We start from the raw sequence: 20,150 nt of genomic DNA, 5'->3' as shown, positions 1-20,150 counted from the left end.
CGAGGAGCGAATCACGTGAGCGGAGCCACGGGCGCCGGATCGGCCGGTACCTCAACGGGTACGGAGACGGACGGCGGCGGCCGTGGCTCCGCCGCGAAGGCGGGGCGGAAGCGGGGCGCGGGGAGCGCCGGTACCGCGACCGGCCCGCAGGCGGCCTCGGCCGATGCTTCTGCTGCTTCTACTCCTGATTCTTCGAGTTCCCAGGGGGGAACCGTGACGGACACCCGTGGCGCCCAGGCCAAGGCCGCTGCGACCGAGGGCATGGCGGCCTCCCCGCTGCCCGGTGAGCGTGGCCCCGAGCAGCCCGCCGGGCCCTACCACCCGCCGCAGGCGTACGCGGCGCAGCCGCCCGCGGGCGCGGTGCGCCGTCCGCGCTCCGGTGTGGGCACGGCGCCGCGTACCCGCAAGGCGCGGCTGCGGGTGGCCAAGGCCGACCCGTGGTCGGTGATGAAGGTCAGCTTCCTGCTCTCCATCGCGCTCGGCATCTGCACGATCGTGGCGTCGGCGGTGCTGTGGATGGTGCTGGACGCGATGGGCGTGTTCTCCACCGTGGGCGGCACGATCTCCGAGGCGACCGGGGCCACCGAGGCGACCGGCTTCGACCTCCAGGCGTACCTGTCCCTGCCGCACGTCCTGATGTTCGCCACGATCATCGCGGTCATCGACGTCGTCCTGGCCACCGCCCTGGCGACGCTGGGCGCCTTCATCTACAACCTCTCCGCGGGCTTCGTGGGCGGCGTCGAACTGACGCTGGCGGAGGACGAGTGAGGGTGCCTCCCACCTCGGTCGTCGATCCCCCGACAACCGATTTTGGGACTGCCCCGGTCGTGCGCTAATCTTCAGGAGTCAGCGCGCGGGTCACCCCGCAAAGCGCGGGCGGGGCTATAGCTCAGTTGGTTAGAGCGCATCCCTGATAAGGATGAGGCCACAGGTTCAAATCCTGTTAGCCCCACATTCTCGAAGACCCCCAGTCGATATCGGCTGGGGGTCTTCGTCGTCTGCGACGAGGGCAAAGGGGCGGTTCATGGGTGCCAGCGGGTGGGACTACGTCACTCCGTACCGAGGAAGCGTCGAGGCGACGTTGGAGGCCCTGCAGGACGAGGTCTTCCATGAGTTGTACGGCGACGGCGAGGAGTACGGGAGCCGGGCGGAGCTGTATGCCGACGAGGAGTTCATGGCGGAGGAGGGGACGCATTCGATCCTGGACGTGCGGCGCGTGGCCGGGAAGCCCGGGGCGGCGAAGAGGTTCACGTTCCGTCCGCTGCCCGCCGCGCGACTCGTCCACCACTTCGGCACGGACCGCCCGAGCGTGCGTCAGTACGAGGACGCGATGGCTCGGGCGTACGAGGTGCTGGAGTCCGGGCGTCCCGGTGGCGAGGACGCGACTCTGCTCGGCGAGCACCGGATGAGCTGGACCGGTGTCCATGTGGTGCTGCACGCCGATGGCCGACCGACGCATGTCGGCTTCTTCGGGTCTTCAGGGGACTGAGCTCCAGGTCTGCGCGGCGCCGGGCACGCGAAAGACCCGATCGCTGGCGACGGGGGATGCACCAGCGATCGGGCTATGGCCAAGGGTAACAAGGTTGGGCGCGTTGCGGGGCCAACGGGGTTGAACGGTGGGGGAGTTGGCTGATCTTGGTGGGTCAGTGGGGGCACGGCGGGTCGTAGGAGAGGCGGGGGAGGTACTCGTGCCATTTCTGCGGGGTCAGGACGTTCCGGGTGACCGCGCAGATGTGGTGGACCGCCTCGTCCGCGTCCAGGCTCCACAGCCGTACCGTGTCCGCGCCGCTGGAGACGCCGAGGACGTGGCTGCCGGGGCTGAAGGCGAGGAAGTTGCCCGTCTTGGCGTACGGGCTCATCGACTGGCCGATGGGCGCCGCCGAGCCGGGGTCGGTGAGGTCCCACAGCCGGACGGTGTTGTCGTTGCCGCCGCTGGCCAGGGTGTGGCCGTCGGCGTTGAAGGTCAGTGAGGTCACCGACTCCGTGTGCCCGGTCAGGACGTGTCCGACGGGGCCCGCCGAGCCGGGGTCGGTGACGTCCCACAGCCGGACCGTGTCGTCGTCGCCGCCGCTGACCAGGGTGTGTCCGTCCGGGCTGTACTCGAGCGCGTTGACCGGGCCCGAGTGGCCGGTGAGCGGGTGGCCGCGCGGCACCGGGTGGGCCGGGTCGGCCAGGTTCCACAGCCGGATCGTGCCGTCCGCGCTGCCGCTGGCCAGGGTGTGGCCGTCCGGGGTGAACTCCAGCGCGTTGATGTACCCCCGGTGCCCGGCCAGGGGCGCTCCGTAGGGGGCCGGACGGGCGGGGTCGGACACGTTCCACAGCCGGAAGCGGTGGTCGTCGTAGGCGGTGGCCAGGACGCGGCCGTCGGGGCTGAAGGCGAGCGCGTCGGCGCCCATGAAGCGGGTCATCAGCTTCAGCGGGGGCCCGGCGACCACCGGACGCCCGGGGTCGGACACGTTCCACAGGTACACCGAGCGGTTGCCGCTCAGCACGGCCAGTGTGCGGCCGTCCGGGGCGAACATCAGGGTGCGCTGACCGCCGTCCGCGGGCATGAACGGGGCGCCCAGCGCCACCGGCCGCCCCGGTGCCGTCACCCGCCACAGCCGGACCCGGCCGTCCCGCGCGGCGGTGGCCAGCACCTTCCCGTCCGGGCGGAACGCGGCGCCGCGGCCGGTCATGTCCGAGGTCGGCACCGCCCACAGCCGGGCCTTGCCGTCGCCGCTGCCGGTGGCGAGGGTCCGGCCGTCCGGGCTGAACCCGAGCGCGTACATCTCCCCGCTGCTCCCCGCGAGCGGCTCGCCGACCTGGGACGGGGAGGCGGGGTCGGTGACGTTCCACAGGCTGGCCGTGGAGTCGGCGCTGGCCGCGGCGAGCCTGCCCCCGTCCGGGCTGAACGCCACCGACCACACGGGCCCGGTGTGTCCGGTGAGCGGTGAGCCGAGCGCGGCCGGGCGGTCCGGGTCGGCCATGTTCCACAGCCGGATGGTGTCGTCCGCGCTGCCGCTGGCCAGCACCTTGCCATTGGGGCTGAACGCCACCGAATGCACCAGATCGGTGTGCCCCCGCAACACCCCGCGCCGGGCCTCGGGACGCCGGGGGTCGGCCACGTCCCACAGCCGCACGGTGTCGTCGTCGCCCGCCGAGGCGAGGGTCCGCCCGTCCGGGCTGAACGCCACCGAGCGCACCGGCGCGCTGTGCCCGCGCAGCGCCTCCAGCGGCTTCGCCCGATGGGGATCGGCCACGTCCCACAGCCGTACGGTGCGGTCCTCGCCCGCGCTGGCCAGGGTGCGGCCGTCCGGGCTGAAGGCGACCAGGTAGATCGTGCCGTCATGGCCGGTGAGGGGCGAACCCAGGGACCGGGGGTGCGCGGGGTCGGTGACGTCCCACAGATGGATCGTGCCGTCGTCGCCCGCGCTGGCCAGGGTGTGCCCGTCCGGGCTGAACACCGCGCTGCTCACCCAGGACCGGTTGCCGTGCAGCGGGGCGCCCAGGGGCTTCGGGCGGCCCCGGTCGGCGACGTTCCACAGGCGGACGGTGCGGTCGTAGCTGGCGGTGGCGAGGGTCTTGCCGTCGGGGCTGAAGGACGTCAGGTAGACGGCGCCGGTGTGGCCGGTCAGCGGGGTGGCGAGCGGGGCGTTCACGATGGAGATCAGCCTGCTGTAGGCGCCCTCGTCGTCCGGGCGCAGCCGGTGCGCCACCAGGTCGAGGCCCGCCGCGAGCGAGGGGTCGGTGTGCTGGACCCGGTCGGCCTCCGCGAGGACCTGCTCGAACACCGCGTCGTTGCGCTGCTGCCAGGCGACCACCGCCGCCCCCGCGGCCAGCACCGCCAGCACGGTGAGCGCGGCCACCGCGGCCCGGCTGATCAGCACCGTGCGCCTGCGCAGCCGTACCGAGGCGGCCAGGAAGTCCAGCGCGCCCCGCGTCAGGTAGGTGTCCCCGGCCGACTCTGCCCAGCCGCGCGCCTGCTCAAGCCGGGAGCCGCGGTAGAGCAGGGAGCTGTCGCGCTCGGAGTCCTCCCAGGACCGGCCGTCCTCCTCAAGACGCTGGCGCAGCAGATGGTCGCCCCGGTTGTCGTCGATCCAGTGCCGCAGCCGGGGCCAGGCGTGCAGCAGCGCCTCGTGGGTGATCTCCACGGTCTCCGCGTCGAGGGTGACCAGCCGGGCACGGACCAGCGCCTCCAGCGACTCCTCGGTCTTGTCCGGGTCGGTGGACTCGGCTGCCAGCTGGCGCCGGGTGCCGCGCCTGCGGGTGGCCTGGGTGTCCTCGCCGAGCCGGACCAGGCGCAGCAGGAGCAGCCGGGCGGCGGTGCGGGCGGCCGGGTCGAGTCCGGACCAGGCGCGCTCGGCGGTGGCCGCGACCGCGCCCTGGATGCCGCCGGCCGCCCGGTATCCGGCCACGGTCAGCCGGCCGGCCTTGCGGCGCTGCCAGGTGGCGAGCAGGGCGTGGGAGAGCAGCGGGAGCACGCCCGCGTCATGGGCGCCGCGCGGGCCGTCGGCGCTGACCTCGCGGACGATCAGTTCGGTCAGCCCCGCCTCCAGCTCCAGCCCGACGGCCCTGGCCGGACCGTTCACCGCCTCGCGCAGCTCGGCCGTGGTCAGCGGGCCGAGCACCATGTGCCGGTGCTGGAGGGCGTCGGCGAGTTCGGGGTAGCCGAGGCACTCCTCGTAGAAGTCGGCGCGGATGCCGAGGACGACCCGGACGGGGGCGGGGCCCGAGGGGCCGGGGGTGCAGGCGGCGTGCAGGAACTGGACGAAGGCCCGGCGGTCGGCCTCGCTCGGGCAGAGGGTGAAGGTCTCCTCGAACTGGTCCACGATCAGCACCGGCCGGGCCGCCCCGCGGGCACCGGGCTCCGGTGCGGGGGCCGGGGACTCCGGTGCGGTGCGCGGGCCGGGGATGGTGAGGGCCGTCCCCGGTGGCCGGTGGCCGAGCGCCCACTCGGTGACCGCCTCCCGTATCGCCCGGGAGAGACCGGGGGTGCCCGTCTCCTCGTCCTCGGCGGCCCGTGCCTCGGCGGCGAGCGGGGCGAGAGCCGGGATCAGCCGGGTCAGCTCCCCCAGCGGATCGGCGCCCGGCACGAGCTGGCGGACCGTGTGCGCGCCCCCCTCCTCCAGCGCGGGCATCAGGCCCGCGTTGAGCAGGGACGATTTTCCGGCACCCGAGGCCCCGACCAGCATCACCAGTCCCCCGCCGTGTTCGGTGGCGCGCAGCTGGGCCACCAGCGCCTCCGTGCCGCGCTCCCGGCCGAAGAACCAGCGGGCGTCCTCCTGCCGGTAGGAGGCGAGGCCCCGGTACGGGCAGACCGGGGACTCGGCCGGCGCAGGTTCGGCGGCGGGGCTCTCGGGGCGCGCGCCCACCGGGTCGGCCAGGGCGCGTTCCCACAGCCGCTGCCACTGGGCCAGGTCGTACAGGCCGCTGGAGACCGGGGCGGGGCTGGCGCGGCGGGCCTCGGGGATGAGGATCTGCAGGACGGCCGCGAGGGCGGCGAACTGGGCGGGCGCGTTCTTGGCCCTTCTCCAGTCACTGATGCGCTGCGCGGAGACCCTTACGGGACGTCCCCGCTCGTCCACCCGCTGGAGTCGGCCGACCGCCTCGGACACGCTCTTCAGGGGCGGGTTCCCGGCCTCCCGGTACAGCAGGGCGAGGCGTTCGGCGAAGGCTGTGCGTGCCCCTGAGTCGGAACCCAAGGTCCCACCCCTCACTTCCCCCATCTGATGCGTCCGGACCGGAAAACTCACCCTATACGGCTGACCTGCGGGAAAGCCCTGGTTCGGTGGTCCGGACCTCCTCGCCGGTTGCCATAGATGGCAGGATCACATCGCGGTAGCGGAGCTGTCACACACCGTCCGGACAGGCCACCTGCCGACTCCGGGAGAAGGCCCCGCCGGGCGCCGAACGTTCTCGGTCAAAGTTCGCCGGGATGCGGTCACGGCGTGGCGGGACGCCATGAGATCCGTCCGTCCGTGCCGGGCACACCGGCACGGCACGGGACGAAGACCCCCCGCTCCGTTCGGTACCGGTCCCCACGAGGGGAGGGACCGGTGCCGGGCGGGCGGCGGCGTGGGCCCTGCCCGCGCCGCCGGTTCGGGCGGGCGTCACAGGGGCAGGGTCGTCGTAGACGCGGGCCGCCGGTGGCCCGCCGCGCCGGGCTGCCCGTACGAGCGGGCGAGCAGGGGAGGCCGCATGAAGGTGTCCGTGGACCGCGACGCGTGTTACGGCTCGGCCGAGTGCGCGTACCGCGCTCCCGAGGTCTTCGACTTCGTCGAGGGATACGGCGTGGTCAGGCCGGGCCGGGAGAATTCCGGCGACGATCCGCTGGTGCGCGAGGTCGTGGAGAAGTGCCCTTCGCAGGCCGTGCTGCTCGGGGACTGAGCGCCGCCGGGGCGAACACGGCGGACGTGGGCTGAGCGCCGCCGGGGAGATGCGGCGGACGTGGGCTGAGCACTGCCGGGGAGACGCGGCGGACGTGGTGCGGGCCCCCAGGCCGGTGGCCGGGGGGCGTTCCGTGTCGACGGTCGGGTACGCAAGTCGCCAATGTGTCGAGACGTCCGCGGTACTGGATGCCCGGCTTCGGGCTCAGCAGTCGAGGTGGGACGCGTACTGCTCGGTGCTCTCCTGCCGGTGGGTGGTCTCGGTGCGGTCCGGGGCGTTGACGCGGTGCGGGGCGAGGGTGCCCGCTTCCCGTCCGGCCAGTGAGCGGTTCCGGCAGTTGGGGGACTTCCCGTGGGCCTCGGCCCGGATGCGCTGCTTCATCGTGGGGGGCAGGGACCTGGCTTGTGGCCAGACCTGGTGGCTGGTGGCCGCCGGTGCCTCGGGGGCGCTGTGCTCCGTGCTGCCGTGACTCGGGCTCTCGGTCCGGGCCGAGGCGACCGGGGCGGTCGCGGTGACGAGTCCGAGCGCCGTGCACAGCGCGAGGAAGGCGGTGGCGATGGCGGTCCACAGCGTCATGACCTTGTTCCTGGCCATAACCCCTCACTTTCAGGTTGGGCGATTTGCGTACTTTCCTCATGATGTGTATGCGGGCCGCGAAGTGGTGGACCGACGCCCGTGGCGCGTCGATGTTCAGATGAACACCACACGGATGGGTGCAAGGGGCTGGAAAACCACTGAAGACGCCTCGCAACGGGAGGAACGCAACCGTCTGTGGGGGTGTGCTCACCCTCCGGCCGTGATGGCGGAGGGGCGCCGCAACGCCTGCCTGGGAGCGGGAGTTGGGGGCCCGGCACAGGTCACCGATCGGTCTCGGCCGGTGTGTATAGTCGGGCTCCAGAGGTCCCCTACGTCAACGAAAGACGAGGTCGCGCGGTGAAGAAGCTGCTCCTGGTCGCACTGGCCGCCATCGGCGGTCTCCTTGTGTACCGCCAGATCCAGGCCGATCGCGCCGAGCAGGACCTGTGGACGGAGGCCACCGACTCCGTGCCCACCGGTTCCTGAAACCCGGCACCACGATCTGAACGAACCCCGGTCGCTGAAGCGGCCGGGGTTCTGTGTGTCTCCGGGTGTCTCCCTGTCTGTCCGTGTCTCTTCGAGTTGCCGGACCTCGGTGCGTGCGGTACGTCTCGTGCCGGGGGCGCGGGTGTTCGCGGGCGTTTCGGACGGCCGTGCGAAAAACCCTGATGGCGCAAGCGGCTCCGGGCAGGATGGGCCCGGTCACGGTGACCTAGGGGCAGGGGCGGCGCATGCGGCGGGGGTTGCGGAACACGGTGAGGGCGCTGTGCGCGGGGGCCGTGGTGTGGACCCTCGCCTGGGCACCGGCCACGGAAGCGCTCGCCGCACCGCGCGGGACCGGGTACGGCTTCGCCCCCGGTGCCGAGAGCGTCGCGGGTTCGCCGGACGCCGACGGGGCGAAGTCGATCTTGGCAGGCCGCACCTACCGCAGCTCCTTGCCGTCGCACGGCCGCCTCTACTACCACCTCACCCTCGACGCCACGGCGAACGTCTACGTCCCGGTCACCGCCGTACCCCCGCGCGGCGCGATCGTCGCCGCCACCGACGGCATCCGGGTCTCGATCCAGGACGCCGACGGCAACCCCTGCTTCTACTCCTCCGCGTCCTTCGGCGCCGGACTCAGCCCGCGTCCCGTCACGGCGGTCGGCCAGCGGGACACCGGCAAGTCGCTGTGTGCGAGCGCCGCTGTGTACTTCCTGGTGGTGGAGCGGCTGGACGCCAAGAACTCCACCCCGGACCGCTGGGACCTGGAGCTGGCCCCCGCCACCGAACCCGCCCTAGCGGCGGCCGCGCCGTCCGCGCCGCCCGGCTCCTGGAACTCCGCCACACCCGAGCCGCCCGGTGACGAGCCGCGGGAGCGCCGGGGCGGCGACGGCTTCAGTACCGCCACCTCCCTCGGCCAGGGCGCCTGGCGCACCCGGCTCGCCCCCGGCGACACCCTCTTCTACAGGGTCCCGGTCGGCTGGGGCCGCCAGGTGAACGCCGGAGCCGAACTGGCCGCCACCGCCACTGGCCACGGCTACGTCGGCGGCGCCCTCACCCTCTCCCTGCTGAACCCGGCGCGCGGCCCCGTCACCGACGTCGCCCTCGGCTACACCGGCACCCGGCGCGCCGCGGCCCTCGCACCGGTGCCCCCGGTCGAGTACACCAACCGCTACGCCGTACCCAGCGGCGAGAACGCGGTCCGCTTCGCCGGTGACTACTACCTGGTCGTCCACCTCAGCGAGCGCATGGCCGACTCCTTCGGCACCGGCCCCTTCGACGTGACCCTCCGGGTGCGGGTGGACGGAGAGGCGCACGCCGGGCCGGAGTACCGGGGGCGCCCCGAACCAGGGGGCCTCTTCACCCTGACCGCGCTGGACGGGCAGGCCACGGCCACCGGCGGCACCGGGAGCGGCGACCCGACGATGCGGGCACTCGCCTACGGCGGCCTCGGCACCGGTACCGCACTGGTGCTGGGGCTGGGCGGCTGGACGCTGCTGGCCCGACGGTCGCGGGCGAGTGCCCGGAAGCCGAGGGTGTGAGGGCCCGGCACTGGCCGGAGCGGACTCGCTCAGCCGTGGACCAGTGCCCAGACGCCGACGGCGTAACAGAGCAGCGCGAGCAGCAGCACCGGTACGGCGACCTTGGCCGGGGGGCCGGGGCGCGGGTGGACGGCGGCGCGGTGGCTGAGGGGACTGGGGGGACTAGGAGGACTGGGCGGACTGGGGGGACTGGGGGGAGGGGTGCGCGGGTCGCGGGCGGTGTACGCGGCGGTCTGCGGGTCGGTGGCGGGGCGCGGCGGCCGTGGGGGCGGGAGGTGGAAGCTGCCCGTGTCGGACATCGACGGGACGGTGACGGCCGGGCGCGGGGTGGCGAGGTCGGCGGTCGGGGGTGTGACGGAGGCGCGGGGGATCGGCGCGTCGGTCGTGGTGCCGCTGGTGTCCGGGGTGCCGGGGGCCCGGCCTTCCCAGCGCGGGTCCACCGCGGCGGCGGCCTTGTACGGGCCCTCGGGGCCGAAGCCGGGGGGCAGCGGGCCGAGCTGGTCGAAGATCTCTATCGGCTCGTCGTCGGGTCCGGGCTCCGGCAGGAGCTCACGGGCGGCCGCGAGCGCCTTGCGCGCACCCGTGGCGGTGCGGAAACGGGCGGCGGGGTCGGGCTGGAGCATGGTGGCGATCACCTGCCACAGTGGCTCGGGCACCCGTGCGGGCGCACCCGGCGTCCCGTGCTCCAGGAAGTACCGGACGATCTCCTTGCCGTCCGGCTTGGCCCCCTCCAGCAGGTACAGGGCGACCAGGCCCACGGCGAACAGGTCACCGGGGAAGTCGGGTTCGGCCCCCAGCAGTTGCTCGGGCGCCAGATAGCCCGGCGTGCCCACCACGAGGTTGGTCTCGGTCAGCCGGGGTTCCCCGAACCGCATGGCGATACCGAAGTCGGACAGCCGCAGCCTCGGCCGGCCGGTGCCCGTGGCCTCCAGCAGCACATTGGCGGGCTTGATGTCCCGGTGCACGACCCCCTCGGCGTGCACGGCGCCCAGGCCGGACAGCAACTGGTCCAGCAGGGTGCAGACGAACACCGGTGGGAGGGGACCGTAGTCGCTGATCAGATGGACCAGGGAGCCACCGGACACCAGGTCCATGGTGAACAGGACCTGGTCGTCGTCGGCCGCCCAGCTGGCCGGTGCCAGCACATGCGGATGGTCGATGCGCAGTGCCTGCTCGCGCACGAAGCGCAGCAGGGTGTGGGCGTCGCGCTGCTGCAGCACCTTGGCGGCGACATAGCGCCGTCTGCGGTGGTCCCAGGCGCGCCATACCGCGCCCACACCGCCACGCCCGATCGGGTCGGCCAGCTCGTACCGGCCCGCGAAGACCTCACCCATGACCGTGCAGCTCCTCCCCCTGGTGTGCTGCCCCGGTCGTACGACCGGGCCCGGTGCCGGACCCCCTCCGGACCGGGCCGGGGGTCAGCTCTGGTGGGACTGGTAGTGCGCGACCGCGTCGGCGGTGCGGCCCGCGCCGTAGACCCGGAGGAACTCTGCCAGCTCGGGGTGGGTCGGGGCGAGGGTGTCCGCGGCGTCGATGATGTCCCCGGCGGCGGCGACGGAGCGCAGCAGCGACTGGATCTCGCGGACCACGCGCTTGACCGTGGGCGCACCCGAACTGCTCGTCGTCTGCGTGGTGTTGCTCAGCACCGAGCCTCCCTGGGACTTCTTGATCTCGTCCATGCGGTCGGTCGCCTCGGCCGCGCTCACACTGCCGTCCGCGACCTGGGCGGCCAGCTCCTGCAGCAGCTGGACCCGCTGGACCACCGCGGGGTTGCCGATCTTGGCGCGCTGGCCGCTCATCAGCTGCGACAGCATCGGAGCCGACAGCCCCAGAGCGGCGGCGAGCCGGGCCTGATTGAGCCCGAGATCGTCGATGAGCTTACGGAAGAGCGCCCCCAGCGGCTCCCCGTACCAGTTCCGCTGGAGCTCCCGCGCTCTCGCGGTGGCTTCCTGCTGTGCGGCGTCCATTGCGTCTCCCCATCGCTTCCCCAGAAACCGAGGTTCGCTGAAGCGAACCACGTCGAGCATCCTACGGAGCGGGGTGTTTCGCGGGGACCCCCAATCTTTTTGCGGGATACGGGGGGTGAACCGGTACTCTGGTCTGCGACGCCCGCCGGGAGCCCGTTCTCCTGCCGGTCGTTCCCGTCCGGGGCCTTAGCTCAGTTGGTAGAGCGCTGTCTTTGCATGGCAGATGTCAGGGGTTCGACTCCCCTAGGCTCCACCCCATTGCACCCCTCTGATCTGCGGAAACGCGGTCAGGGGGGTGTTTTCGTGCTGGTTCGTCCCGGCGTGAAGTAGGCGGCCGGATCGAGGGAGTTGAGAGCGGTCCAGCGCTGTGCCGTCGCTTCCGCGGGCGATCGGCCGCCGCTCGCCGGGGTGCGGAAGAAACCCCGCACGTCGAGGGCGATGCGGGGATCGTCGTCCACGCGCCGCGCCATGTCGTAGTAGACGGCCAGCTCATGGGCACACCTCGGGGTGGCGTCCGGGCAGGAGCAGTCGACGCTGTCGAGGACGGGTGCGGGCGGATGGCCCGCCTCGGTGAGCGCGCGGTGCAGCTCGTCGGTGAGCAGGGGCCGGCTGCCGCTCAGCCGACGGGAGATCTCGGCCGTCGCCGCCTCGGACATCGGCGCGACCTCGATGGTGACCACCGATGTGCCGCGACCCCGGTGCACGACGGCGCGCACGGTCCGGCCGTCGAACGTGATCTCCACCTTCCCGTCCCGCGCCAGGCGCCGCGCGCCCGGCAGTCTGGGGTCGGGACGGGTCTGGCGCAGCGACTCCGCGAACCGGACCCAGTCCTTGCCCCACTTCGTGTACCCGTGGTCGTGGACGGCCATGGTCAGCAGGCTCGCTTCCTGCGCAGGACCTCGACGAGACGGTCGTCGTCCAGGCGGGTCAGCTCGGCGACCCCGGCCAGGCCGGCCATGTCCGCCAGCGCGGACTTGCGGTCGTGCATGGCGGCGATGTGCTCCTCGACGGTGGTTGCGGTGGTCAGGGTGGTGACGGTGACCGTGCGGGTCTGGCCGATCCGGTGGACCCGGTCGGACGCCTGGGCCTCCACGGCCGGGTTCCACCACCGGTCGAAGTGGATGACGTCGGCCGCGCGTGTGAGCGTGAGCCCGGTGCCCCCGGCCTTCAGGCTGAGGACGAGCACCTTCGGACCGTCCTCGGCCTGGAACCGGCTGACGATGTCGGCCCGTTGCTCCTGGTTCAGGCCGCCGTGGAAGAACGGCGCACGCACCCCGAACCGCTCGGTGAAGTGCCGGACCAGCAGCTCACCGGTCTGCCGGTACTGGGTGAAGACGAGGGTCGGCGAGCCGCTGTCCAGGTTGCCCGCCACGATGTCGGTGCACAGGTCGAGCTTTCCCGACCTGCCCGACAGCTCACCGAGGTCGTCCGTGATCAGGCCCGGATGGTTGCAGAGCTGCTTCAGCGAGGTCAGGACGGCGAGCACCCTGGCCCGCCGCTCGGCGCCACTGCCGAAGCCGTCGTCGATGACCTGCTCCAGCAGCCGGTCGTACAGCCTCTCCTGCTCCTCGGTGAGGTCGCAGCGGAGATCGGCGTGGATCTTGGGCGGGAGCGACCCCGCCACCTGGGACTTCTTCCGCATCAGCACGACCGGTTCGATGGCCCCGCGCAGCCGGGCGGAAGCGGTCGGGGAGCCGTCGGCGATCGGCCGCACGAAACGACGGCGGAACTGCGCCCGGTTCCCGAACAGGTGCGGTGCCACCAGATCGAGCAGGGCCCACAGCTCGTCGAGGCGATTCTCGACGGGCGTCCCGGTCAGGGCGATCCGCGCGTCGGCCGCGATGGCACGCGCGGCCTTCGACACCTGTGTACGGGGGTTCTTCAGGGCCTGGGCCTCGTCGAAGACCGCGGTGCTCCACCGGGTCTCCGCCATGGCCGGGCCGTGCGTGCGCAGCGTGGGGTAGCCGGTGAGCACCACCGTGCCGCTGTCCACCGCGGGCAGCGGCCCGCCGCGCCAGGTCATGGTCCGCAGGCCGGGGGCGAACCGTGCGATCTCGTGCGCCCAGTTCGCCACCAACGACGTGGGACAGACCACCAGTTGTGGTCCCTTGTCGGCGCGTCCGGCGACACAGCCGATGGTCTGCGGGGTCTTGCCGAGGCCCATCTCGTCGGCCAGCACCGCGCCGCCGTGCGTGTCGAGGGTCTCGCGCAGCCAGCTCACCCCGCGCAGCTGATACGGGCGCAGTCGGGCGGTGAGCGCCGTGCGCATCTCGGCCCCCACCGAGGTGGTGCGGCGGAAGACGCCGCCTGCGTGTTCCGCCGTCGTGACGGCGACACCGGTGGCGTCGGGGACCGCGTGCGCGGCGATCGGCAGGGCGGGCTCGCCGCCCGCTATCCACGACCGCCAGACGTCCACCGACCGGCCCGGCGAGTCGAGGGGGACGGCCGCGAGGCGGTCCGGCTCGACCAGCACGCAGTCGACGTCGGACACCTCGAGCCTGCCGAGGTCAGGCGTCGGGACGACCAGGGGGAGGGTCTCGACGTCACCGACCGGCGGGGCCGCTCTCACGGCGCCGTCGGCCCAGGTCCACAGGGCGAACATGTGCCGGTCGGGCAGGTAGGTGGCCTGACTGTCCGGCCGCGCGCACGATGTGGATGTGGTCATGAATTCCTTCGGCCGCGTTCCGGAAAAGCTGACGAGCGGACCGTAGGCAGCCATGGGGTGGGTGTCAATTCTGCCGAAGACATGCCGCCCAGCGCCCTGTCAATTCCTGATCCGGTTGCTTGACTTCGCCTGAATTCCGTGTCCTGCCCCAGGCTCTGCCCCGCCCGGACCGTGTCTCGCACCGCCGACAGGGTTCGCGTATTTCTTGAGCGAGAGGGTGGGAATTCGCCCGGACCGACCGAATGGAAATCGTCGGAGAATTCTCGTGCGGGTAAACGAAAAACCCCTTCCAGGCTGCGGAAGCGCAGTCCGGAAGGGGTTTTTCCACCGCCGTGGGGACGGGGGTGGGCCTCGGGAGGTGCTGTTTCACGTGAAACAGCGTGCGATGCCCGTGACGCGGGGCGTCAGGTCACCTGTTCTCGTCGCCCTCGATGTCGTCCTCGACCTGCTTCGCCTGGACCTCCGGGTCCAGTACGGAGGGGCCGGTGCCGTCGACCGAGTGCAGACGGGCCGCGTCCGGCATCTCCGTCGCGGCCGGGGGCTCGACCAGCCAGTCCGGGTTGGCCTGACGGTCCCACCACTGCCATACGGCGTAGGCGCCGCCCGCGAGCAGGCTCGCCAGCGCCACGTACTTCAGTGCGCGGCCCGTCCGGCCCCGGCGCTCATTGCGGCGGGCCAGCTTCTTGATCTCCTTGGCCGAGACATTGCCGCGCAGCGCGACGAAGGCGGCGGCGCTGCGGGCGGCGGCCTCGTCGTACACCGGGGTGGCGGCGGCCACGGCCTGCTCCAGCACGGGACGGGAGTAATCGGCAGCCTGCTTGGCGGCCTTGCGGGTGAGCTTTGCGGCGTCCTGCGCTGCCTGATCGACCTTCGGCGGCACGTGGGAGAGCGCTCGCTCCACCTGCGGGGCGAGCTTGGCGTCGTACTGCAGACGGGCCTGGTCGGCCGCCTGGGCGACCACGGGCGCCAGCCGTACGCGCGCCTCCTGCGTGTAATGCGCGGCGCGCTCCTTGGCCGTGTCGGCGTAAGGCGCCACCACGTCCGCTGCGTGCAGCACGCTGTCCTTGGCCGAACCGGTCGCGGCGCGCACGCTGTCGATGCGGGTCACGGGAACCTCCTCCTCGGTGGCGTACGGTATTTCGACTGTCCACCCTGTTACGGATCATGCCTGCCCGTGGCCCACGCAGCATGCGTGGACGGGCATACGGGTGCCGATCTGTGTCGAAGTCAGGAAATTCCGGGCAACCGGCCCCGGCCACGACACTGCCACGATTCCCCGCTTGGCGCTGCTCATTCCGGCCCGAACTCACCGGCGCCCGCCCGGCTCCGGGCCGACCCGGGCGTGCGAGGATCGGAGGCGAACGGAAAGACAACGGAAGGCAGATCGTGGCCGAGCAGCTGTACGCCACCCTGAAGACCAACCACGGCGACATCAAGATCAGGCTGTTCCCGAACCACGCGCCGGCCACGGTCAGGAACTTCGTCGAACTGGCCCAGGGCGAGCGCTCCTGGAAGCACCCGGGCACCGGCGTCGAGAGCACGGACCGGCTCTACGACGGCACCACCTTCCACCGGGTGATCAGTGGCTTCATGCTCCAGGGCGGTGACCCGCTCGGCACCGGCATCGGCGGCCCCGGCTACCAGTTCCCGGACGAGTTCCACCCCGACCTGTCCTTCAACAAGCCCTATCTGCTCGCCATGGCCAACGCCGGGCCGGGCACGAACGGTTCGCAGTTCTTCATCACGGTCTCCCCGACCACCTGGCTGAACCGCAAGCACACCATCTTCGGTGAGGTCGCCGACCCGGCGAGCCAGAAGGTCGTCGACGCCATCGCGGCCGTCCCCACCAGCCGCAACGACCGTCCGGTCGAGGACGTGGTCATCGAGTCCGTCGTCGTGGAGAAGAGCGAGAGCTGAGGCGGTGGCCGGAGTCGGCCCCGGTGCATCCCGCACAGGGAACCAAACGCCCCGCTCGTCCGTAAGGATGAGCGAGGGCGGTGCCGCGCTCCCGCAGCCTCGACGCGAGGGACAAGAGGGACAAGGGGATCTCATGGACCAGGCCGCAGCAGGCGCCCCGGGCGCCCGCAGCGTACCCGGGTGCTACCGGCACCCGGACCGCGAGACCGGTGTGCGCTGCACCCGCTGCGACCGGCCGATCTGCCCCGAGTGCATGGTCGACGCCTCCGTCGGCTTCCAGTGCCCCGACTGCGTGCGCGGCGGCACCCCCGCCCCCGGCCCGGGCGCCACCGTGCCCGCCGCGAGCCAGGACAACCGCCCCCGTACCCTCGCGGGCGGCACCCTCACCAGCGACCCCCGGCTGGTCACCAAGATCCTCATCGGGCTGAACCTGGCCGCCTTCCTGGCCTCGCTCTCCCTGGGTGATGCCTTCACCGACCAGCTCGATCTGATCGGCCGGGCCTACGTCCCCCACCTCGGGGGCGTGCAGGGTCTGGCCGAGGGGCAGTACTACCGGCTGCTGACCTCGATGTTCCTGCACGGCGGGTATGTCCACCTGCTGTTCAACATGCTCAGCCTGTGGTGGATCGGCGGGCCGCTGGAAGCCGCCCTCGGCCGCGCCCGCTACCTCACGCTGTATCTGGTCTGCGGCCTGGCCGGCGGTGCGCTGAGCTATCTGCTGGCCGCGCCCAGCCAGCCGTCACTGGGCGCCTCCGGTGCGATCTTCGGCCTGTTCGGTGCCACCGCCGTGCTGATGCGCCGCCTGCGCTACGACATGCGGCCGGTCATCGTGCTGCTGGTGGTCAACCTGATCATCACGTTCGAGGTACCGGGCATCGCCAAGCAGGCGCACATCGGCGGCCTGGTCGCCGGGGTCGTCCTGGGGTACGCGATGGTCTACGCCCCGCGCGAGCGGCGGGCGCTGGTCCAGTACGGCGCGTGTGCCCTGGTGCTCGTCGTGGTGGCCGTTCTCACCCTGGTGAGAACCGTTCAGCTCACCTGAGCCCGAACCGTTGTCCACAGTCTGTGCCCGATCTTGTGCATACCGTGCGGGAACAGCTGTGCCCCCTGTCGCTCGGATGTGACTCCGCAGGTCAGACAGGGGGCGCGAGGTGGAGAACCGGTCGTCGGATGGTGTTGTCGGCGTCAACCGGGGATTAGTTATCCACAGATCGTATTCCTTTTCCCCAGGGGGGTGTGGATACTTCGTTGGCCTGTGGATAACTCAGCGGCGGGCCGTGGGCAGAGCTCGTCTCAGGCTCGGCGGGACCGGGGCTGGAGCCCGGTCACTTCCACTGGGTGGAGACGCCGAAGCCCGCCGCGATGAAGCCGAAGCCGACCACGATGTTCCAGTTGTCCAGGCTGTCGATCGGCAGCGAGCCGTCGGTCACGTAGAACACCACGATCCACGCCAGGCCGATGAGGAACATCGCCAGCATGACGGGCGCGACCCAGGCGCTGTTGGTGAGCTTGATGGCCTGCGCCTGCTTGACGGGCGGCGGCGTGTAGTCGGCCTTCTTGCGGATACGTGACTTCGGCACGAGGGTCTCTCCTGTCGATGCGCTGCGTGGCCGCGCAGGTGTCTGGGTCGGGCTCGGGGCAGCGTACAAGGGGACGGCAAGGGCACACCGAGCCCTCCCCCGGGCGTCCGTTAGCGTAGTGCTTCCGCGGCGCCGAAGGAGATAAGGGTACGTTGAGCAATTCTGCCGACTCCCAGGGGACGGGAGCAATGGGTCCCGCTCCGGCCCGCCGCGCGCGCTTCAGGCCGGTACGGATACTCACCGCCGGGGTCTTCGCCCTGGCCGGGCTCCTCTTCGTCACCAGCTTCAATACCGCCAAGGGCACCGACCTGCGCACCGACACCTCGCTGCTGAAGCTGTCGGACCTGATCCAGGAGCGCAGCCGCAAGAACCAGGGCCTGGACGAGTCCAACGCCACGCTGCGGCACAGCGTGGAATCGCTCGCCGAGGGCGACGACGGCAGCACCCGGGCCCAGGACGAGAAGCTCGGCGGGCTGGAGAAGAGCGCGGGCACCGAGCGGCTCACCGGCAAGGCGGTCACCGTCACGCTCGACGACGCCCCGCCGAACGCCACCGCCAAGCTCCCCGGCTATCCCGCCCCGCAGCCCGACTACCTGGTCATCCACCAGCAGGACCTCCAGGCGGTCGTCAACGCGCTGTGGCACGGCGGCGCCCAGGGCATCAAGGTCATGGACCAGCGGCTGATCTCCACCAGCGCGGTCCGCTGCGTCGGCAACACCCTGATCCTCCAGGGCCGCGTCTACTCGCCCCCGTACAAGATCACCGCCGTGGGCGACCCGGACCGGCTCAAGCAGGCGCTCGCCGCGAGCAAGGCGATCCAGAACTACATGGTGTACGTCAATGTCTACGGCCTCGGCTGGGACGTCGCCGACGACGGCACCGTCACCCTGCCCGGCTACACCGGCACCGTGGACCTGCACTACGCGACGCCGGTGAAGTAACCGCGCGTGAGGTGGCCGCGGCTCACCCGCCGACCGCGTGTTCGCGGCGCGAAACCGTTCCGCCCGTCATTGAGGTGATCGGCGCCCGGCCCCGTAAGTCCAGGTGGGCTCCGGGCAGGCCGGCGGCGGGCCCGGCGCCGTTAGTCTGGTGCCGTACGGCGTGAGTCAGGAGCCGTGGAGGAACGGAAGGGACGGCATGTACGGCTGGATCTGGCGGCATCTGCCGGGCAACGCGTTGGTGAGGGCACTGATCTCGCTCGTGCTCGTCGTGGCCGCGGTCTACGTCCTGTTCCAGTACGTGTTCCCGTGGGCGGAACCGCTGCTGCCCTTCAACGATGTGACGGTGGACAACCAGTGAGCAGCGCCCGGATTCTCGTCGTCGACAACTACGACAGCTTCGTCTTCAACCTCGTCCAGTACCTGTACCAGCTCGGCGCCGAGTGCGAGGTGCTGCGCAACGACGAGGTGACCACCGCGCACGCCCAGGACAACTTCGACGGCGTCCTCCTCTCGCCCGGACCGGGCACCCCCGAGCAGGCCGGGGTCTGTGTGGACATGGTCCGGCACTGCGCCGCGACCGGCGTCCCGGTGTTCGGGGTCTGCCTCGGCATGCAGTCGATGCAGGTCGCCTACGGCGGGGTGGTGGACCGGGCACCCGAGCTGCTGCACGGCAAGACCTCACCCGTGATCCACGAGGGCCGGGGCGTCTTCGCGGGCCTCCCGACGCCGTTCATCGCCACCCGGTACCACTCGCTGGCCGCCGAACCGGCCACCGTGCCCGCCGAGCTGGAGGTCACCGCCCGTACCGCGGACGGGATCATCATGGGGCTGCGCCACCGTGAACTCCCGGTCGAGGGCGTGCAGTTCCACCCCGAGTCGGTGCTGACCGAGCACGGCCACCGGATGCTGGCCAACTGGCTGGCGGAATGCGGCGACGCGGACGCGGTGGCGAGGTCGGCGGGGCTCGCCCCGGTGGTGGGCAGGGCCACGGCGTGACCACACCGCGCCCGGAGCGCGAGGACGGGTACGGCGGGGCGCCGTACGGGTCCTACGGTCCGGCGTTCGCGGGCGCGGGCGCGGGCGATCCGGGGACGGCGCGGATGCCCGCCGTGGACCAGTACGACCAATATAACCAGCACGACCAGTACGACCAGTACGGCGATGAGGGCCCTGAACTCCCCCTGGACGACCGGACGATGGCGCTGCGGGTGTCCGGCGGGCCGGAGGGCGCGTACGGCTCGCTGAGCGCCTCCGCGAGCGCCGCGGGCTCCGGGACCGCCACCGGGGGGCGCGCGGCCCGTAGAAAGGCCGCCAAGCGGGGTGGCGGGCGCCGTGGCGGGGGAGGCGAGGAGGCGACGGCTTCCGCGGCGAGCCCGGCGCGGCCGCTGTCGCGGGTGGAGGCCCGGCAGCGGGAGCGGGCGCGCAAGCCGGGGGCGGGCGTCCTGATCAGCCGGGCGATCGGCGAAGTCTTCATCACCACCGGTGTGGTCATGCTGCTGTTCGTCACCTACCAGCTGTGGTGGACGAACGTACGCGCGCACGCGGAGGCGGGCAGCGAGACCAGCCAGCTCCAGGACGACTGGGCGAACGGCAAGCGGGCGCCGGGGGTGTTCGAGCCGGGTCAGGGGTTCGCCATCCTGCACATCCCCAAGCTGGACGTGGTCGCGCCGATCGCGGAGGGCGTCAGCAACAAGAACGTGCTCGACAAGGGCATGGTCGGGCACTACGGCGAGGCCCCGCTGAAGACGGCGATGCCGTACGACAAGACCGGCAACTTCGGGCTCGCCGCTCACCGCAACACCCATGGTGAGCCGTTCCGTTACATCAACCGGCTGGTGCCGGGCGACGCGGTCGTGGTCGAGACGCAGGACGAGTACTTCGTGTACAAGGTGGCGTCGATGCTGCCGGTGACGCCGCCGTCGAACACGAGTGTGCTGAATCCGGTGCCGACGGGGTCCGGGTTCACCCAGCAGGGGCGGTACATCACCCTGACCACCTGCACGCCCGAGTTCACCAGCAAGTACCGGCTGATCGTCTGGGGCAAGATGGTCGAGGAACGCCCGCGCAGCAAGGGCAAGCCGGACGCGCTCATCCAGTAGCGGCGGTCCGCC

At 71.9% G+C, this 20,150-nt stretch carries 19 protein-coding genes and 2 tRNA genes; 13 read left to right on the top strand and 8 right to left on the bottom strand.

Annotated elements, in window-relative coordinates:
• The first annotated feature begins 15 nt into the window (after nt 1–15).
• The 3 genes from ACIPPM_RS23595 (at nt 16) to ACIPPM_RS23585 (ending at nt 1,489) form a co-directional block, all read left to right on the top strand.
• The gene (locus ACIPPM_RS23595; protein WP_401451099.1) at nt 16–768 is read left to right on the top strand and encodes a DUF3566 domain-containing protein; all 753 of its coding nucleotides are present in this window, start codon (nt 16–18) and stop codon (nt 766–768) included.
• Between the two features lie 110 nt (nt 769–878).
• Nucleotides 879–952 (top strand) — tRNA-Ile (locus ACIPPM_RS23590).
• Nucleotides 953–1,024: 72 nt separating this feature from the next.
• Nucleotides 1,025–1,489 carry a hypothetical protein gene (locus ACIPPM_RS23585; protein WP_401451096.1) on the top strand — a complete coding sequence of 155 codons (465 nt, stop codon included), beginning with the start codon at nt 1,025–1,027 and terminating at the stop codon, nt 1,487–1,489.
• 154 nt (nt 1,490–1,643) lie between these two features.
• On the opposite strand, the gene ACIPPM_RS23580 is transcribed toward ACIPPM_RS23585, so the two are convergent.
• The gene (locus tag ACIPPM_RS23580) at nt 1,644–5,708 is read right to left on the bottom strand and encodes an NACHT and WD repeat domain-containing protein (protein ID WP_401451093.1); all 4,065 of its coding nucleotides are present in this window, start codon (nt 5,706–5,708) and stop codon (nt 1,644–1,646) included.
• A gap of 472 nt (nt 5,709–6,180) precedes the next feature.
• Here ACIPPM_RS23580 and ACIPPM_RS23575 point away from each other — a divergent pair, with 472 nt between their 5' ends.
• Nucleotides 6,181–6,369: a ferredoxin gene (locus ACIPPM_RS23575; protein WP_401451090.1), complete on the top strand. Its 189-nt coding sequence runs from the start codon at nt 6,181–6,183 to the stop codon at nt 6,367–6,369.
• 204 nt (nt 6,370–6,573) lie between these two features.
• Here ACIPPM_RS23575 and ACIPPM_RS23570 read toward each other — a convergent pair whose 3' ends face one another.
• Complete coding sequence (locus ACIPPM_RS23570) at nt 6,574–6,963, bottom strand: DUF6344 domain-containing protein (RefSeq protein ID WP_401451088.1); 390 nt, start codon at nt 6,961–6,963, stop codon at nt 6,574–6,576.
• A gap of 339 nt (nt 6,964–7,302) precedes the next feature.
• Here ACIPPM_RS23570 and ACIPPM_RS23565 point away from each other — a divergent pair, with 339 nt between their 5' ends.
• Together ACIPPM_RS23565 and ACIPPM_RS23560 are read left to right on the top strand one after the other, a co-directional pair.
• A complete protein-coding gene (locus ACIPPM_RS23565; protein WP_003999697.1) occupies nt 7,303–7,431 on the top strand; it encodes a DLW-39 family protein in 129 nt (42 codons plus the stop codon).
• 245 nt (nt 7,432–7,676) lie between these two features.
• On the top strand, nt 7,677–8,969 hold the full coding sequence (locus ACIPPM_RS23560; RefSeq protein WP_401451086.1) for a hypothetical protein: 1,293 nt from the start codon (nt 7,677–7,679) through the stop codon (nt 8,967–8,969).
• Between the two features lie 29 nt (nt 8,970–8,998).
• On the opposite strand, the gene ACIPPM_RS23555 is transcribed toward ACIPPM_RS23560, so the two are convergent.
• Together ACIPPM_RS23555 and ACIPPM_RS23550 are read right to left on the bottom strand one after the other, a co-directional pair.
• Nucleotides 8,999–10,303, bottom strand: a complete 1,305-nt coding sequence (locus ACIPPM_RS23555) for a protein kinase (RefSeq protein ID WP_401451083.1) — start codon at nt 10,301–10,303, stop codon at nt 8,999–9,001.
• Nucleotides 10,304–10,387: 84 nt separating this feature from the next.
• Entirely contained in the window at nt 10,388–10,936 is a 549-nt protein-coding gene (locus ACIPPM_RS23550) for a helix-turn-helix transcriptional regulator (RefSeq protein ID WP_030805968.1), read from the bottom strand.
• Nucleotides 10,937–11,116: 180 nt separating this feature from the next.
• On the opposite strand from ACIPPM_RS23550, the gene ACIPPM_RS23545 reads away from it, so the two are divergent.
• Nucleotides 11,117–11,189, top strand: a tRNA-Ala gene (locus ACIPPM_RS23545).
• 34 nt (nt 11,190–11,223) lie between these two features.
• Here the strand turns inward: ACIPPM_RS23545 and ACIPPM_RS23540 are convergent.
• The 3 genes from ACIPPM_RS23540 to ACIPPM_RS23530 form a co-directional block, all read right to left on the bottom strand.
• Entirely contained in the window at nt 11,224–11,805 is a 582-nt protein-coding gene (locus tag ACIPPM_RS23540) for a hypothetical protein (protein WP_401451079.1), read from the bottom strand.
• Between the two features lie 2 nt (nt 11,806–11,807).
• Nucleotides 11,808–13,601 carry a DEAD/DEAH box helicase gene (locus ACIPPM_RS23535; RefSeq protein ID WP_401451076.1) on the bottom strand — a complete coding sequence of 598 codons (1,794 nt, stop codon included), beginning with the start codon at nt 13,599–13,601 and terminating at the stop codon, nt 11,808–11,810.
• A 409-nt stretch (nt 13,602–14,010) separates the two neighbouring features.
• The gene (locus tag ACIPPM_RS23530) at nt 14,011–14,709 is read right to left on the bottom strand and encodes a DUF5324 family protein (protein ID WP_389003770.1); all 699 of its coding nucleotides are present in this window, start codon (nt 14,707–14,709) and stop codon (nt 14,011–14,013) included.
• 278 nt (nt 14,710–14,987) lie between these two features.
• On the opposite strand from ACIPPM_RS23530, the gene ACIPPM_RS23525 reads away from it, so the two are divergent.
• Both ACIPPM_RS23525 and ACIPPM_RS23520 read left to right on the top strand, forming a co-directional pair.
• On the top strand, nt 14,988–15,518 hold the full coding sequence (locus ACIPPM_RS23525) for a peptidylprolyl isomerase (RefSeq protein WP_401451073.1): 531 nt from the start codon (nt 14,988–14,990) through the stop codon (nt 15,516–15,518).
• A gap of 133 nt (nt 15,519–15,651) precedes the next feature.
• On the top strand, nt 15,652–16,560 hold the full coding sequence (locus ACIPPM_RS23520) for a rhomboid family intramembrane serine protease (RefSeq protein WP_401451071.1): 909 nt from the start codon (nt 15,652–15,654) through the stop codon (nt 16,558–16,560).
• A gap of 283 nt (nt 16,561–16,843) precedes the next feature.
• Here the strand turns inward: ACIPPM_RS23520 and crgA are convergent, their stop codons facing one another.
• On the bottom strand, nt 16,844–17,098 hold the full coding sequence (gene crgA / locus ACIPPM_RS23515) for a cell division protein CrgA (RefSeq protein ID WP_030805947.1): 255 nt from the start codon (nt 17,096–17,098) through the stop codon (nt 16,844–16,846).
• Between the two features lie 152 nt (nt 17,099–17,250).
• Here crgA and ACIPPM_RS23510 point away from each other — a divergent pair, with 152 nt between their 5' ends.
• From ACIPPM_RS23510 to ACIPPM_RS23495, 4 genes are all read left to right on the top strand, one after another.
• Nucleotides 17,251–18,039 carry a DUF881 domain-containing protein gene (locus ACIPPM_RS23510; RefSeq protein WP_401451069.1) on the top strand — a complete coding sequence of 263 codons (789 nt, stop codon included), beginning with the start codon at nt 17,251–17,253 and terminating at the stop codon, nt 18,037–18,039.
• Between the two features lie 196 nt (nt 18,040–18,235).
• Nucleotides 18,236–18,397 (top strand): hypothetical protein, encoded by a 162-nt coding sequence (locus ACIPPM_RS23505; protein ID WP_030805941.1) that lies wholly within the window; start codon nt 18,236–18,238, stop codon nt 18,395–18,397.
• Entirely contained in the window at nt 18,394–19,035 is a 642-nt protein-coding gene (locus ACIPPM_RS23500; RefSeq protein ID WP_401451067.1) for an aminodeoxychorismate/anthranilate synthase component II, read from the top strand. The genes ACIPPM_RS23505 and ACIPPM_RS23500 overlap by 4 nt, the downstream gene beginning before the upstream one ends.
• On the top strand, nt 19,032–20,138 hold the full coding sequence (locus ACIPPM_RS23495; protein WP_401451065.1) for a class E sortase: 1,107 nt from the start codon (nt 19,032–19,034) through the stop codon (nt 20,136–20,138). Before ACIPPM_RS23500 ends, ACIPPM_RS23495 begins: the two co-directional genes overlap by 4 nt.
• Nucleotides 20,139–20,150 lie beyond the last annotated feature (12 nt).

This window comes from Streptomyces sp. NPDC090119, from assembly GCF_044747085.1.
In the GTDB taxonomy this organism is placed as follows: domain Bacteria; phylum Actinomycetota; class Actinomycetes; order Streptomycetales; family Streptomycetaceae; genus Streptomyces.
Note: the sequence above shows the minus strand (reverse complement) of the source record. Positions and strands in the feature narration are given on the sequence as shown.